The organism is Sunxiuqinia sp. A32 (genome assembly GCF_052690465.1).
The window spans coordinates 50,427-66,998 of the sequence record NZ_JBQYLI010000017.1 but is presented as its reverse complement, the minus strand read 5'-3'; the positions used below and the strand labels follow the sequence as shown (position 1 = coordinate 66,998).

Below are 16,572 nucleotides of genomic sequence, written 5' to 3'. Positions count from 1 at the left end.
CCAAAGTTCGGAAAATGCTCATTTGAAAGATGATCAAATTGCATTCAATTTCTGTTCAATTAATAGTCATACTATAATTTATCCGTTCTTCTTAGTATTTTTAGAAAAAAAAGTCTTCCATGCCCGAACAAATCCAAAAAGAAAGACAACTTATTGAAATTCTAAAAAGAAGAATTGTAGAGCAATTACAGGCACCCAGCCCTGAAGAATGGCAGCAGCGAAATTTTGAGACTCTCAGCAACCAGATTGAAGAAAAAACCAATGTATTGTTGAGTATTAGTACGTTAAAACGTATTTGGAAGAATAAATATCAAAAACTACCTCATAAAAACACCTTAAATGCTTTAGCTCTTTTTATTGGTTTTAAAGATTGGTATGATTTTGTATGTAACAACCAGCAAAAAGTTGACACGCCCAAAAAAAAGAAGGAAATAATAATCCATGGAGGTTCTTCTTACTTAGTCATCAGTGCTTCAGTTATCGCCAGCATACTATTGGTTGTTTTAATTTTTAAGACCCAATCTGCAACTAATTTCAATGAAGCTCTTTTCTCGAGTGAAACAACAGTAGAGAGCGGAGTTCCTAATACGGTTGTTTTTGATTATGATATTTCAAAGTGTGAATTTGATAGTGCATTTATTCAGCAATCTTGGGATTTTAGACGACGGTCACGTATTAATAAAAATGAGAATCAATCTACTTCTGTTTACTATTTCCCAGGATATCACCATGCAAAACTGATATTGAATGATCAGATTGTAAAGGAACACATTGTATATATTAAAACTGATAACTGGCTCACTTTAGTCCAAAATGCAAAAAACGAACGAATACCTGTTTATTTAAGAGAAAACTGCATTTCTCAGGGTGAAATACAAGTAACACCCCAACAGCTGGCAGACAAAAATATTGATTTGGAAACGAATGATTACCGGGTAAGTTATATTTTTATGAATGAGAAAATCTGGTGCGACACCGATAATTTTTCATTCGAAGCAAAAGTAAGGAATAGCCTAGATGAAGGAGGGATCACCTGTCAGAATTGCCAGATTATTTTTCATGGAACTTCAGGTATGCACATGCTTAATTTTTGCGATACAGGTTGCATTGGAAATATAAGCCAACTGTTTAGCGAAAACTACTCTGACGGAAGAAAAAATGATTTATCTGCGTTTGGAACTGATTTTAATGATTGGAAGAAGATTAGTTTAGCAATCAAAAATAAGTTTGCAACAGTTTGCCTTGAAGGTGACGATATATTCAGTGCTACCTATGAAAATGGAATTGGTAAACTGACTGGTATTACCATTAGCTTTTTAGGTTGCGGTGCTATTGACTACGTTGCATTAAAAAATGCAGACAACGAAACTTTCTATGAGGAGGATTTTAATTAAAAGATTAAATCTGCTCCCAACCAGACCGATAGTTGTGCCTGATCCACTCTTCCGCCATTTGTTTGGCTGGCAAAGTCACATAATCCTTATTGAATCTTGGATCACCATTAACTACTTCAAAATCATCATGAGAAAGTATTTTTATTTCATCGCTATCGCTGATATTGGTAAAACGCATATTGGCTCCATCCCATATCAACTTGCGTTTCAAACTCTGCAGTCTGACTGCTAATACGCCCATCACAACCATCTCATTAAATGGGCCTGCATGCTCAAAGTATGAGGATGCTTCAACTCTGTTTTTAGGTGTTTCCTTGCATGCCCGAATCCAATCTTGCTCGTGTCCTTCAACATTGTCAATAATCCTTCTGATTGTTTTTTCTGGCTGAGTAAAATGTTCCATTTCAGCAGTTGGAAGTAATGTAGGATCTGCCGCAGAGGAACCGCACATTATCTTTCCTTTAGTGCCATGAAAAATACATCCACCTCCATCGTTCCCCATTTGTTCCCCATCCATTAATTCAGATGGGCGCGGGGGCATTAAACCTCCATCATACCATGTTACTGTTACTGGCGGCATTGCAACTTTTGGAAGATTGTCGCGTGCTGGGAATTCATACGTGACCATTTGAGCATTAGGTGCACATTCCGTATTTACAGGAGTTGAAGTTCCCTGTATTGTTGAAGGATACTTTAATTTAAGTGCACGAAAAACAGGATCAAGAATATGACAAGCCATGTCGCCAAGAGCTCCTGTTCCAAAGTCCCACCAGCCACGCCAATTCCAGGGATGATATATTTCATTGTATGGGCGGTAAGGTGCAGGTCCGATGAATAGATCCCAGTCAAGTGTTTTTGGAATGCGCATCTCTTTTTCTGGGCGCTCTAAGTCCTGAGGCCAAATTGGTCGATTGGTCCATGCATCTACTTTTGTGATATCTCCAATTTTTCCTGCCCAAATCCATTCACAAATTTTCCGAACACCATCACCAGAACTACCCTGATTCCCCATTTGAGTAGCAACTCCATATTTTTGAGCCGTTTCCGTAAGGATTCTCGATTCGTATACCGAATGGGTTAGTGGCTTCTGAAGATAAACATGAATGCCTTCGCGCATAGCCATTAAAGCAGGTAGCGCATGTGAATGATCAGGCGTTGCAATCATCACCGCTTCAATGTCTTTTTGTTTGGCAAACATCTCCCGGTAATCTTTGTATTTTGGAGCTACTGGCCATTCGCGGAATGAGTTCCTGTTTGCATATTTCCAATCAACATCACAAAGGGCTACAATGTTATCTGTATCCATCATTTTGAGGTTGTGATACCCCATGCCGCCTACACCGATACCAGCAATGTTTAATTTATCGCTTGGAGCTTTATGACCCAGTCCTGCAATTACATTACTTGGTAATATACTAATTCCAGCAATCGCGGTTGCGGTGGAGCCAAGGAAGTGGCGTCTGCTAAGTGATGTTTGTTTAGGTCTCATTTTCTGAATTTTCAATTGAAAAAACTGTGTGAAGCAAGATAGTAAGAAAAGCTAATCTTTAAAAACAAATTAACTGATATAAATTGCCTAAAAATCTTCCTTTTTTGAATTTTCTGATATTGGAATACCTGTATGTTTAATGCTAATTTGAATTAGCTGAACTTTTTCCCAAGGCTTGATTCTAACCAGTCGGTAAGATCTTTATAGTTTTGAAATATACCATATTGCCATGCTGTGTCTTGCATGGTTTTTCTGTACAATTCAAAAAATTGAAGGTTATTTTGATTGATGTTTGCCAAGATGCCTACATAGACATTTTTTGTCCACCTGGTTGCTGCTTTGTTTACAGTAGCAATTGTTTTCGCATCCTCAACTTCAATTGAAACAGATTTTATTTCACGAAAATCCCAAATTTGATATAAAATAGCATCAAATCTGGGATCCCCGATCAACAGATCATTAGCTTCCATTACAACTTCAAAATCTAATATTCCTTCAATTTTGATAAATGCACCATTATTTTTCCAATCAACTGTTATGCTCAACGTATTGTGTTTTAATATCAAAAAAGCATATAAATCAACAGTTTATGGAATAAAAAGTTTATCCGTAGAATCTATTCAAAAACACTAATACAGATGCGTTTTGCGTCAGTTGCTGGAAATTAACTATCAATAAAACGGAAATTATAAATTGATTCTGAAATTATATATATAGGCAATAATATGCTACTTGTCCATTTGCTTTTACTTTAAAACGAACATTTTTTTCAACGCGAAAAGTTTCCCCTTTTGAAAACGATTTCCAGCTAGTCTCTCCGGGTACCATTACATCCAAAATTCCACTGGTGATTGTCATTAATTCAATGGTTGATGTGCCAAATTCATATTCACCATTTTCCATCACGCCAATAGTGGCGTTGCCTTCATTATTTTCAAGAGCAATTGACTTAACTGCACCTTCAAAGTATTCATTAACTTTTAACATAGTCTATAATTCAGATTATAAATTTTCGACAAAAATAGTTGAATAATTAGGTTTTGGTTCATTCAATAAAAAACGGGATAAGAAAAATCTTACCCCGTTTATATCTAATTTGAAAATCAGTTCAAAATTATGCTGGCATATCAGGCAATTTCCAACCTTTACGGTAAGTGTGCTTGATAAGTTCGCTTGCAAATTCTTTTGCAGGAACTGGATCAGTATAAGTTTTCTTGAATGTTGGGTGACCATCATGGATAGCAAAACCATCTTTGATAACTGTTCTGATTTCTTCAGTATCATTAAGGTTTGTGAATTCCATTTTGTTTCCATCCCATTCCAATTCTTTATTCAGTGCTTGCAGACGAACAGCTAATACGCCCATTACTACCATTTCGTTGAATGGCCCAGCTTCACTGAAATCAGAAGCAGTAGGAACACGGTTTTCAGGAGATTCTTTACAAGCGCGAACCCAATCCATTTCGTGGCTTGTTTCAACACGACGACGGAATTTAGGAGCGTTTGGAGTGCGTCCTGATAACAACCAAGGATTAACACCATAACAACCGCAAATCAATTTGTCTTTTGTACCGTGGAAAATAACACCACCGCCTGAATCATTAGGATTTTTACCTGCTGGCCATCCATCAGGAAGCATTGGTTTAATACCACCATCATACCAGTTAACTTCAACTTCAGGAAGTTTAACTTTCATTTTCTTCTTAGCTTTTCTTTCAGGGAAAGTAAGCTTAACAGATTGAGCAGTAGGTGCACAGTCTTGTAACAACAAAGTTGAGTTACCTTGTGCTTTTGTTGGATATCCTAATTCAAGACCAACAAATACAGGATGTAAAATATGGCAAGCCATATCACCAAGAGCACCTGTGCCGTAATCCCACCAACCACGCCAGTTCCATGGGTGATAAATTTCATTGTAAGGACGCATTTTAGCTGGTCCTGTGAATAAATCCCAATCCAATCCATCAGGAACCCACTGTCCTTGTTCTGGAGTATTTAAGCCTTGAGGCCAAATTGGACGGTCAGTGAAAGCTTCTACTTTAGTAATTTCACCAATTTCACCGTTAGCGATCCATTCTGTAGTTAAGTTAACACCTTCACCAGAAGAACCTTGATTACCCATTTGAGTAGCTACATTGTATTTAGCAGCTAAGTTCGTTAATAAGCGAGATTCATAAACAGTATGAGTAAGCGGCTTTTGCACATAAACGTTTTTACCCATTGTAATGGCATCAGCAGCAACGATGGCGTGAGAATGGTCAGCAGTTGCAACAACAACAGCATCAAATTCTTTACCCATTTCATCATACATTTTACGCCAGTCTTTGTATTTTTTAGCTTTTGGGAAATGATCAAATACGTGTTTTGCATACTTCCAGTCTACATCACAAAGACCAACAATGTTTTCAGATTCCAGATTTTTCAGGTTAGCAAACCCCATACCGCCGATACCAACACCAACGATATTAAGTTTGTCACTAGGAGCTTTGTGACCCAAGCCCGCAATAACATTACTAGGAAGGATCGTAATTCCAGCTGCAGCAGTAGCCGCAGTTCCTAGAAACGCCCTTCTTGAAACTTGTTTAGTTTCTTTTGAAAGTTTTTTCATAGTTTATTATTTGAATTGATTCAGGTAAAATACTTAAATACTTATTAGCGCTTTTATACAAAAAACAGCTAAAGATATAATTCTATACGCTTTTGAACAAACATTTTTCCTGTTGAATCGCCCGTTTATTAATCATTTTTGTAAATGGAACAACAAGATACAATCATTTTTTTATTTAACTCATGAGTTTTGATTGTATTAAATAGCTTTTGTCTATTCTGAATAAAAAAAATCAATTTGATTGGTATGTAGTGTGCATATATATTTGTCGCATAATTTTTATTGAATTTATTTAAAAAAAGCAAAAATCATGTTGACAATTGGACAAAAATTTCCGGAATTTAAAAAGAAGGCTGTTGTTTCATTAGAAGCAGGAAAAGAGTTTTCTGAACTTACAAATGGGGATCTGGATGGAAAATGGAGTGTGGTGTTTTGGTGGCCAAAAGATTTTACATTTGTGTGCCCTACAGAGATCACAGCATTTAATGATCATTTTGAAGAATTTAAAAAGCTAAATACCAACTTGGTTGGTGCTTCAACCGACTCAGAATATGTGCACCTGGCTTGGCGAAATGAACATCCAGGATTGAGAAAATTACAATTTCCTATGTTAGCTGATACTTCGAAATCGCTTGCAGAGGAACTAGGTATTCTTGAGCCAGAGGAAAGAATTGCTTACCGTGCAACATTCATTATTGATGCTGACGGTATCATTCGTTGGGCCACTGTAAATGATTTGGCAATTGGTCGGAATATCCCTGAAGTTCTTCGGGTTTTGGAAGCACTTCAAACAGGCAAACTCACTCCTTGTGATTGGGTGCCAGGAGAAGCTACTTTGTAATACTTAAGCCATATAACAAGTTAGATTAAAAAGAAAAGGAAGCTTTTAAGCTTCCTTTTCTTATGTTTTAAAATCCTCCATCGTCGTAATCCATCTCCCGGACTCCGTCTCCACCACCGCCTTTGTCCATTTTGAAGTTGTTTATTTTATAGCTTAAAGTTAATGTGAACACCTGCGATTCGCGTTCCCGTTTATAAACATCTTTGAAGTCAACACCACTGGAAGTTCGTTCATAATTCATTGTACCAAATACATCTCTCAAACTCAGTGTTGCTGTCAATTTCTTTTTGAGCAAATCCTGACGGTACGATAAGTTGGTGAAAAAGAAACTCGACCGTTCGCCCTGCGCTGATACCGATGGGCCACGATAGTAACCTGTCATCTGTAAACGTGAGTCTGGCGAGAATTTGATGGTTGTATTTAAACGACCCGTATAGTTGGTACTTTCCCGATTAATAGATTCGCCAAGTATCTCTCCCTTAATTCTATATTGATAGATCGAAAAGCTTGAGTTAAGAATTAGCCAGTCATTAATGCTCAGGTTTCCCATGATTTCAGACCCCAGCGAATAATCGTTGTTTAGATTTTCAGTGTTAATATAGAAAATGCCATCATCTCCTAATTCGGTAACTTGTGTGATTAGGTTGTTTGTTACCCGATAAAATCCTTCCAAAGAGATAAATGATTTGCCGTAACTTTTCATTACGCCCAATTCATAAGAATCAGTGTATTCTGGATTTAATTCCGGATTTCCGTATCTGATTGTGTACCGGTTATAATAATTTGGGAACGGATCTAAATCCCTGCCACCCGGACGATCAATTCGGCGACTATAACTGGTCATTAACTGAAGTTTGTTTAAAAACTCGTAAGAAAAATGGACCGTGGGAAACAAATCAAAACGGTTAAGTTTTGCCGGTTCACTTGACTTTTCATGCTCAATACTTCGATTAGTATATTCTCCACGCAAACCGAGCTGGTATTTAAAGTTCCCAAAGTTGTTGGCAAATGTGGAATACCCGGCAAGTATGTCTCTTTTAAAATGTTGCGAGCTCGAGAATTGAGGATTGTCGATATAGTCATTGGCATCGTTATCCCAATCGTTAAATGAATAGTCTTCAAATTCACGATCGATCCTGCTTTGAAAGCCGGCTTCAAATCTACCTTCACTCCCAACTGGTTTAGTATAATCCAGTTCCATACGGTATTCGTCTTCATCTTCCGTTTCCAATGTTTTTATTCGTGCCAAATATCCTCCTGTCTGCACAAAATCAGAGTTGGTGTAATATTCATCTTCAAATTCATAGTCGTCTCCAACGCTATTCGAGTAATAAAAAAGAGCATCTAATTTATGAGTCCCATCTTCGTTGAATTTTTGCTGAAAATTGATGTTTGTATTGAAATAGGTTCCCTCTCTTTTAGAGTCTTCAATTTCGATTGAGTAAACATCCGTGCTCGCTGGCAATGTAAATTCATGAAGTGTACTTTCTCCTCCACTTTTTCGTCCGTATTCGCCGTACGTTCCTGAGAAAGTCAACGTTGATAAATCCGTCAGGTAGATGTCTAAACCGCCTTTAAATCGATATCCATCTCTTCCAAAATCGCGTGTTCCATCTGAAATAAGATAAGTCGTTGTATCACCCTTATATGTTTCACGCTCCGAGTTTCCGGAACCATAAAACGTTTCATCACTGAAATCTGCACCAAAGAAAAGATTGGTTTTTGACGTTCTGTAGTTTAACGTCAGATCAGACCTGTATTTATCCCGTGTTCCGATCATTGCATTAACGATCCCATTAAATCCCGACAATACATTCTTTTTCATGACAATATTGATAATTCCAGCCATGCCATCAGGATCGTATTTTGCAGAAGGATTAGTAATGATTTCAATATTTTCGATAACAGAAGCCGGTAGCTGACGAAGTGCATCACTTCCTTCAAGCACGCTTGGTTTACCATCAATTAAAACGGTGAAACTTGAAGATCCTCTCAGGCTTACATTTCCTTCAATATCCACTTCAACAGATGGTGTGTTTTCCAGTACATCAACAGCAGTGCCCCCAGCGGCGTTGATATCCTGGCTGACATTAATCACTTTTTTGTCGATTTTGTATTCCACTCTGGATCGATCAGCAACAACATTTACAGTTCCAATTTCCTGGGTTGATGGAGATAATTCAATAGTCCCCAGATCTATTTCCTTATGCTCTTTGTTAATTTCAATGTTATTGATTCGGGTTTTATTAAATCCAATGAAATTTGCTTCGATGTAGTAGGTCCCATAATCAATATGATCGATCATGAATTCCCCATCGGCATTTGTAATACTTCCGGAAATAAGCGAGGAATCTTGTGCGAAAATTGAAACATTTGCATACTCCATATTCTGCCTGGTTTCAGCGTCAATAATCTTCCCCATAATCGTAGATCTTGCTCTTGGAGCGTTTTCATCTTGCATAGGCGGCTGAGCCACTACTGCAAAATTGAAAAATACCAGTAGAGCAAAAATTGCTTTCTTGACTTGCATGTTTCTGTTTTAAAGTTTATATGTTCTAAGACATATACATAAACAGATGGTTTAAGAGGGTAATTCAAATTCGTTGTTAATAATTGTAAACAGTAAGAAGATATGGGATTTTGATGTCAAAAATGAAGTTTGAATATTATCATGAGAATGATTTGGTTATATTTGTCATTGTATTAAATCAACTATTAACTCAAATAAACACTAGATGAAACTTCGAAACATTTTTTTAACTCTTACTGCATTCGTCCTGATTGCAATGAGTTTCAGTTTTTGTACAAGTACTCCACCTAAAAAGGAAATTGGTATCCAACTTTGGTCAGTTCGTGATGATATGGGCAAAGATGCAACAGCAACAATTGCAAAATTGGGAGAAATTGGCTATGCCTATGTTGAAGCTGCCGGTTATAATAATGGTAAATTCTATGGGATGGAACCTGCTGCTTTTAAAGCTCTATTAGAGCAAAATGGGATGGAAATGAGAGGTTCTCACACAGGAATCGATCTTCCTAAAGAAGGCGAATGGGATAAAGCAATGGAATGGTGGAAAGAATGTATTGCCGCACACAAAGCTGTTGGAGCTGAGTGGATTGTAAAACCTTCAATGGGTGGTAATTCATATCGTAGCTTGGATACTTTGCAAATGTATTGTGATTATTACAACAAAGTAGGTGAAATGTGTAATGAAGCGGGAATCCGCTTTGGTTATCACAATCATGCTCATGAATTCGAAGTAGAATTGGACGGTAACATTTTCTACGATTACCTGGTTCAAAATACTGATCCTGATAAAGTAATGTTCGAATTAGACTTGTACTGGATTCAGGAAGGTGGCAAAAATGCACTTGATTACTTTGAAAAATATCCTGGTCGCTTTGAATTGTACCACGTTAAAGACGTTGAAGAATTAGGTGCCAGCGGTAAAATGGATTTCAAACCAATTTTTGAAGCGGCTGACAAAGCCGGTATGAAAAACTATGTGGTTGAGGTTGAACGTTACAATTTTGAACCTTTGGTAAGTGTTCAGAAAAGTTACGAATTCCTGAATAATGCTGAGTATACAAAGTAGATTTCAATAATTATACTGGAGAAGCCTGGTTCACTGAACCGGGCTTTTTTATGCTTGTTTCGTTCCGAATTTCGGATCGATTTTCAGGAAATTAATAATGACAAATCCGGGAATTGTACAGATAATAACCCAGACAAAGAAATATTTATATCCAATCATTTCCTGTATCCAGCCACTGATCATTCCCGGAATCATCATTCCCAAAGCCATAAAACCGGTGCACAATGCATAATGAGCAGTTTTATGCTTGCCTTCCGAAAGGAAGATCATATACAGCATGTAGGCAGTGAACCCAAAGCCGTATCCAAATTGCTCAACCACTACCGAGGCAGTTATAATTCCCAGGTTTTGTGTTTGAACAAACGACAGGAAAACATATACCAGGTTGGGGAGGTTCATGGCAAAAACCATGGGCCAGAGCCATTTTTTAATACCGTGTTTTGAAACTAAAACACCACCCAAAATACCCCCAAGAGTGAGGGCAATAATTCCTGCTGTTCCATACACAAAACCGATGTTGCTGGTTGTGAGCGCCAGCCCACCTTCTGAAAGGTCGTCCAATAAAAATGGAGATGCGAGCTTGACTAATTGTGCTTCTCCTAAACGAAAAACAAGAATAAATAACAAGGCAACGCCAATCCCTTCTTTCTTAAAAAATGAAGTAAAAGTTTCCAGAAAATCAGACATAATTTCTTCAATGCTTTTGCCTCCTCTTTTCTCGTCACTTTTTGGGTAGGGAAGTATTAATAAATGCCATAAACAGAAAGCCGCAAAAAGAGCTGCAAAAATAAAGAACGTGATGCTCCATGCCCATGAAGTATTCTCGACAATTTTTTCCATATGCCCTGCTAAGATTACCAAAGGCCCCTGCCCTGCCAACATGGCAAGTCGATAGAACGTATTTCGGATTCCAACGAAAAATGCCTGGTCATGTTTGGAGAGTCCAAGCATGTAAAATCCATCCGCAGCAATATCGTGCGTTGCAGAACTGAAAGCCATCAGCCAAAGAAATGCAAGGCTGTATTGAAAAAAGTTACTCATGGGCAGCGTAAAAGCAACTCCCGCTAGAGCGCCTCCAACCAGCAATTGCATGCTAATAATCCAAAAACGTTTCGTACGGAGATTATCAATTATTGGGCTCCATATAGGTTTGATTACCCAAGGCAAATACAACCAACTTGTGTACAACGCAATGTCGGTATTTGATATATCCAGACGTTTGTACATGATCACAGAAACCGTCATAACGAAAACATAAGGCAATCCTTCTGCAAAATAGAGGGAGGGAATCCATGCCCATGCATTTTTGGTAGCGGCTTTTTTCATTTCAATATATTTTTTTCAGCTCAGTTCCTCTAAAATAGTGTTTTAAAATGGATTGGTACGAATAACCCTTTTCCCCCATTACGGCCGCACCAATTTGGCAAAGTCCGACTCCGTGGCCCCATCCGGCTCCGATTAAAACGAATTTTTGAGGGATGCCATCTTTAACTTCCAAATGATCAATTACAAAGGCCGAACTGTATAGATGGCTTTCAGACAGCGTTCGGCGAATTTCTAATTCCTTACCGATGGTGAGTGTTTTCTTTGTTCCCACAATCTTCACTTTGATCAATCTTGAAGAATGTCCTCTTTCAATTGGCTCTAATTTAATAATCTGACCAAAATCAGAACCTGTTTTTTTCTGAATCAAGCAGGCCAGTTCGTTTTGTGAATAGCTTACTTTCCACCGAAAGAAGTCCGTGGTTTTTTGATCGAAATCTGGAAGCACTTGCGATAAAATGTTTGGATCGGAAGTGTTACAAAAAGCGTGAGGGTGATTTCGAATCCATTCCTCTGCTTCATCTTCCTGACGTAAATCAACGCAAGTGGTGTTGGCATATTCCGAGTCGACAATTTTGGTTAAATAGCTGTGGCGAACCGGTTCCCAGACTTTTTCAAAATTCTCGGAGATTCCCCCGCAACATTTGGAAAAGCGAGCGTCACAAATTTGGTTGTTGGCTGTCAATACTTTGCCGAAAGTTTCATCAATTGCTTCTTGGGCTCGTTCACTAATTATTTTGGTGATTCCGTGGTAGCGCTGGCAGTGATCATCAGCACAAACGTCAAATAGTTCATGATCTTCGCGATCATACCAACGGATTAATTCATCTTCGTTTTGCTTAAAAGATGGATATTCATTTTGAGTGTCGTTTAGCTTTTTGCTCTTTTCAATTTGTGCAAGCAGCCAGCTTCGAGAAATTACAGCATGAGCTTTCAACAGTTCCGATGAACTGCTTGCACTCATTTCGGAGGAAATTACCGATCGCAAATATTCTTCCAAAGGAACAATGTTTATTGCCTGAACTTTCCCATTTTCGTTGATCAATTTTAAACTTCCCCTGAACGTTTGTTCCTCTTTTTGCTCCCAATGAAAATCAACACCAATGGTCACCTCTTTCAAAGTAAAGGAGTTGCCTGCTAGTGTTGAATGAAAAATGAATTCTTTGCTGACAAGTGTGTCAAATTCTTTCGAAACCAGTTTGATTTTATCGCCAAATGCAAAAGCCTGAAACGATCCCCAGAGTAGCGTTTTTCCAATTTCATAGTCACCTTGGAGGGTAAATGAAATGACCGGATCGATCATGATTCCAACGTGGATTTCCGGTTGTGAATTCATCCTATCTTTTTAGTTTTTCTATTAATTTTTTAAAATCCAGATCATTAATGGTGACCTGTTTGTATATATCCGCCAGATCATTGCTGGTTATTTTCTCAAAATCTTCTTCGCGAGGTAAAATTACCAGCCCACCCATTTCCACTGATGCTGGGCTCATAACCAATTGTTTTTCCCCTTTTTCAAAATATTGAGAAGGTCGCTGTAAATCGCGAGGAAACAGAAATAGGTTCCATTCATTTTCCTCAAAATTAGCCAAAACGTTCATCATGGGTTCACCATCTTGATCCCGCTCCTTTAAAATAGATAGTGTTCTTTTGAAATAGCTTTTGAGTTTTTCTTTTGAAGAAGATTTATACACAAGCACTTTCCGTAAATAATTACTGTTTTTATATTGAATCGTTATTTCATCTTTATTAATCACTGTCGGATCGTCAATATCTGTAGTATTCTTCAATTCTCGTTCAACTGGCAATTGGTTTTTGCCGACCGCCTGAAAATGAAAATGATCAGGTGCTGATGCACCACATTTTGGTCCATTGTAAAAGATGGTGAACGCAGGCAAAAGTTGACTGATTTCTAGCATGTCGACAAAATATGGCTCAATTTCCTGAGGAACATGCTGATTCAGGGAAATAGTTAAATGCTTTTCAAAAATGGGGAAGGGATTGATCCGAATAGAATATTTATCCCCAAGATCAATATAATTTTGTTCTGGGGGGCGGTTGCTTTCACATAAAAAGCAAGGCCGTTCGCTTATCGACTTTGCATCTACTTTTGCTGCAGAGGAACGAATACGTTCGGGATTAAATTGAACTTGAATTTGACAGTGCTGAAAACCGAAACTTTTAGACTCGATCTTTTTTAGGTCTGAATAGTTTCGTTTAGCTAACGGCCAGTTGGAAGTCTGTTCTTTAATAAGTTCCTCGACTTTCTCATGCAAATTTTGCTTTTCGGTATGTAAATAAGGATTAGACACTAATTTCCAGCTTTTTCTTTATTTAGTTGAATTCTTGCTTTTAGTTCAAAAGTGCGCAAACTGTCTTTGTATGCATTGTGAACGTTTTGTTTTGCAATATCCAAAGAGGCATCGGAATTATCTTCCCAGCGCCTGCATCGATATATGGCGTCGTATATCCTGCCAATTTTATAGATTCGTGAAATAGCAAGGCCAACTGCATAATCTTCGCCATAACTGGTATTAGGTATTCGAATCTCTCTCAGTATCGGTGTGGAAAATGCTCGGGGGGCACCCAGTCCGTTTATTCGGAGTGCATTATTTGGACCATTGTCGGGTGTCCATTCCTTGTGGTCGATTAGTCCCGGAGGAATTTCTTCCAGATCAAAATTGCACATTTGATAGGATCCGATAACCATTGCACATTTCTCTTCATAGAACTTGTCAACAATCTTTTGAAGAGTATTCTCATCGAAATAGAGATCATCACTATCCAGTTGCACGGCAAAACGTCCGCATTCCTGATGAAAAACTGCTTCATTCCAACAGCCGCCAATTCCCAAATTTTCTCGTTCCGGGGTGATGTGAATTAACCGATCATCTTTGTAATTTTTCAGAATTTCGGTGGTGTCGTCATTTGAATGGTTGTCAACTACAATAAGATTGAAATCAAAATTTGCTTTTTGAGAAAGTACTGAATCTACGGCATCTTCAATCGTTTTAATCCGGTTTCTGACAGGAATAATTACGCTGGCCTCAACAGGAAACGAACCGGAAAAATCAACGGGTTTAAAATCGGAAGACAGGAAACCATCTATTTCTTTTAAATGTGCTGTGCAGGCTTCTTCCATTTCAATCTGCTTCAGGCGGGCATCTCCACTCACATAGTCAAACTGTTTTTCGCCAGATTTTCTGGTGTCCATTTCGTCCATGGTGAAAAGAAATTCTGGAATACGGCATATATCTCCCCTTCGGGAAGCCAAAAGTCGAAGCGAATAATATCCTGCTTGGCTCCATTCCGGATAATTTTCAGAAGTAAATTCTTTCAGTATGTTTTGCCGAAAGATCTGAACAGGTCCAAAGTTGAAATCATCACGCAAACTTCCGAACTGATAGTCGATTACAGGATGATTTGAACGAACGCCGTTTTTAAGCTCGTAATAATCACTGTAGATCATGCTTGCATCCGAATTAATTGCAAGCTGAATTATTCTTTCAATAGCAAATTGACCAATCTGAAGTTGGTTGTTTTGCAATGAGATCAAAGCAAATTTGCTGGTCGTATTATCTGCAATTAACTCAATCGTTTCTGTAGAATAGGGATTTTTTGAGACTAAGACTTTTGCTGATTCTATTTCAATTGGTTCTGGACAAAGCACAAAAATATTGGCAACTAATGGAGATCTTTTTAACTCCAGTATAATATCGGATGTATTCTCATTTCCTTTCCATGCAATAAAGCAATCTAGGCATCTAGTCATAAGTTTTATAGTTTTACGATGACTGGTTTGGTCGTTATGCTCTCGTTATTCAAGCGATCCAATGCACTGACCCGAATCTCATAATCTCGCTTGGAGCCATTTCCTCTTTCCAGCTTAATTTTTTGGTGATTTGTAATTTTTTCAATGTAATGGGGATTTTCAGGATCGAATTTAGTGCCCACCGGATTTTTATAGATGATAAAACGCTTTGCTTCGTTCATTTCATGAGTTGCCAAAGGTTTTTCCCATTTGATTTTTTTGAACCACCCTTTTTTTAATTTTGCAGGCTTATCAGGAGCTTGGTTGTCCATCCATGGCATGGCTGGGACTATCGCAATTGAATTGTAAATTTTTTGCTGCAAACTATCCTTAAATCCGTCCAATTGTTTGTAGAAATGCTTAGCACTGAAAAAAGCGCTGCCTCTAAAATTGGCTAACTTTCTGGCAGAACGGATTTGGTTCGTCAGCTGCTCACTTTTTTTCCAGCTTTCAACAGGAGATGCCGGATCCAATTTATAAACTGCATGGCCAATATAATATGCTCGATTAAATGAATTATCATTCCACCATTGACTGAGCATGGCATAGTCAACAGCTGGATGCCCAAATTCCCAATACAATTGCGGAAGCATATAATCAATCCAACCCTCTTCCTGCCATTTCAGTATGTCGGCATAAAGCTGGTCGTAGTTGGTAGTTCCTGCAGAGGAATCAGAACCTCTTACATCATCTTTTTTATTGCGCCAAACACCAAACGGACTGATTCCAAATTTCACCCACGGTTTGGTTGATTTAATGGTTTTATCGAGTTTCTGAATGATTTGATTTACATTGTCTCGACGCCAGTCTGCAATTTGCTCAACTGAATACCCACGATTGTATCGGCGGAATGAGGCTGTGTCTGGGAATGCACTTCCGGCGATTGGATAGGGGTAAAAGTAATCATCAAAATGAATGGCATCAACATCATACCTGGAAACCACATCAAGAACAACTTGTGCGATGAAGTCTTGCGTTTGTGGAAGTCCCGGGTCAAAATAAAGCTTATCACCATACTTGATAACCCACTCGGGATGCTGAAACGCAATATGAGTTGATGCCAGCGGTTCGTCTGCTTTTTGAGCTACCCTGTACGGATTGAACCAAGCGTGGAATTCCATATTTCGTTTATGAGATTCTTCGATCCAAAAAGCCAATGGATCATATCCCGGAGATTTTCCCGGAGTTCCCGTTAGATATCGAGACCAAGGTTCAAGCTTGGACGGATAAAAAGCATCACTCGCTGGACGAACCTGAAAAATGACAGCATTGAAACCATTTTTTTGCAGGGTTTCCAATAATCTGATTGCTTCCGATTTTTGTTGATCGATGCTTAAACCTGGTTTTGAAGGCCAGTCTACATTCGAAACAGTTGCAACCCATGCTGCCCGAAATTCATGTTTTGGATTTACTTGGGCGATCGCAAGTACCGGAGTTAAAATAAAAAGTACATAAAGGAAAAATCTCATAATCATCTTTGATGTAAATAAGTTTTGTCACAAAGTTTTGT

Annotated in this window: 13 protein-coding genes; 3 read left to right on the top strand and 10 right to left on the bottom strand. The window is 38.3% G+C overall.

From position 1 onward, the window contains the following. Positions 1-119 precede the first annotated feature (119 nt). Complete coding sequence (locus ACUNWD_RS16260; RefSeq protein WP_445588897.1) at positions 120-1,394, top strand: hypothetical protein; 1,275 nt, start codon at positions 120-122, stop codon at positions 1,392-1,394. 4 nt (positions 1,395-1,398) lie between these two features. Here the strand turns inward: ACUNWD_RS16260 and ACUNWD_RS16255 are convergent, their stop codons facing one another. The 4 genes from ACUNWD_RS16255 to ACUNWD_RS16240 all read right to left on the bottom strand — a co-directional run bounded on the left by ACUNWD_RS16255 (position 1,399) and on the right by ACUNWD_RS16240 (position 5,491). Continuing rightward, positions 1,399-2,883, bottom strand: a complete 1,485-nt coding sequence (locus ACUNWD_RS16255; protein ID WP_445588896.1) for a Gfo/Idh/MocA family protein — start codon at positions 2,881-2,883, stop codon at positions 1,399-1,401. A gap of 152 nt (positions 2,884-3,035) precedes the next feature. Then, positions 3,036-3,428 carry a hypothetical protein gene (locus tag ACUNWD_RS16250; RefSeq protein ID WP_445588895.1) on the bottom strand — a complete coding sequence of 131 codons (393 nt, stop codon included), beginning with the start codon at positions 3,426-3,428 and terminating at the stop codon, positions 3,036-3,038. 160 nt (positions 3,429-3,588) lie between these two features. Continuing rightward, positions 3,589-3,870 carry a pyrimidine/purine nucleoside phosphorylase gene (gene ppnP, locus ACUNWD_RS16245; RefSeq protein WP_445588894.1) on the bottom strand — a complete coding sequence of 94 codons (282 nt, stop codon included), beginning with the start codon at positions 3,868-3,870 and terminating at the stop codon, positions 3,589-3,591. A gap of 127 nt (positions 3,871-3,997) precedes the next feature. Continuing rightward, positions 3,998-5,491: a Gfo/Idh/MocA family oxidoreductase gene (locus ACUNWD_RS16240; protein ID WP_445588893.1), complete on the bottom strand. Its 1,494-nt coding sequence runs from the start codon at positions 5,489-5,491 to the stop codon at positions 3,998-4,000. Between the two features lie 310 nt (positions 5,492-5,801). Here ACUNWD_RS16240 and ACUNWD_RS16235 point away from each other — a divergent pair, with 310 nt between their 5' ends. Then, a complete protein-coding gene (locus ACUNWD_RS16235) occupies positions 5,802-6,332 on the top strand; it encodes a peroxiredoxin (RefSeq protein WP_445588892.1) in 531 nt (176 codons plus the stop codon). A gap of 67 nt (positions 6,333-6,399) precedes the next feature. Here ACUNWD_RS16235 and ACUNWD_RS16230 read toward each other — a convergent pair whose 3' ends face one another. Then, positions 6,400-8,862, bottom strand: coding sequence for a TonB-dependent receptor domain-containing protein (locus ACUNWD_RS16230; RefSeq protein ID WP_445588891.1), 2,463 nt, complete (start codon positions 8,860-8,862; stop codon positions 6,400-6,402). A 205-nt stretch (positions 8,863-9,067) separates the two neighbouring features. Here ACUNWD_RS16230 and ACUNWD_RS16225 point away from each other — a divergent pair, with 205 nt between their 5' ends. Further along, positions 9,068-9,928, top strand: coding sequence for a sugar phosphate isomerase/epimerase family protein (locus tag ACUNWD_RS16225; RefSeq protein WP_445588890.1), 861 nt, complete (start codon positions 9,068-9,070; stop codon positions 9,926-9,928). Between the two features lie 48 nt (positions 9,929-9,976). Here the strand turns inward: ACUNWD_RS16225 and ACUNWD_RS16220 are convergent, their stop codons facing one another. The 5 genes from ACUNWD_RS16220 to ACUNWD_RS16200 are packed head-to-tail and all read right to left on the bottom strand — an operon-like array spanning position 9,977 to position 16,531. After that, on the bottom strand, positions 9,977-11,254 hold the full coding sequence (locus tag ACUNWD_RS16220; protein ID WP_445588889.1) for an AmpG family muropeptide MFS transporter: 1,278 nt from the start codon (positions 11,252-11,254) through the stop codon (positions 9,977-9,979). Position 11,255: 1 nt separating this feature from the next. Beyond that, the gene (locus tag ACUNWD_RS16215) at positions 11,256-12,587 is read right to left on the bottom strand and encodes a SpoIID/LytB domain-containing protein (protein WP_445588888.1); all 1,332 of its coding nucleotides are present in this window, start codon (positions 12,585-12,587) and stop codon (positions 11,256-11,258) included. Position 12,588: 1 nt separating this feature from the next. Then, the gene (locus ACUNWD_RS16210; RefSeq protein WP_445588887.1) at positions 12,589-13,563 is read right to left on the bottom strand and encodes a DUF4922 domain-containing protein; all 975 of its coding nucleotides are present in this window, start codon (positions 13,561-13,563) and stop codon (positions 12,589-12,591) included. Beyond that, the gene (locus ACUNWD_RS16205) at positions 13,563-15,023 is read right to left on the bottom strand and encodes a glycosyltransferase family 2 protein (RefSeq protein WP_445588886.1); all 1,461 of its coding nucleotides are present in this window, start codon (positions 15,021-15,023) and stop codon (positions 13,563-13,565) included. Before ACUNWD_RS16205 ends, ACUNWD_RS16210 begins: the two co-directional genes overlap by 1 nt. A 5-nt stretch (positions 15,024-15,028) precedes the next feature. Further along, on the bottom strand, positions 15,029-16,531 hold the full coding sequence (locus ACUNWD_RS16200; RefSeq protein ID WP_445588885.1) for a glycoside hydrolase family 10 protein: 1,503 nt from the start codon (positions 16,529-16,531) through the stop codon (positions 15,029-15,031). Positions 16,532-16,572 lie beyond the last annotated feature (41 nt).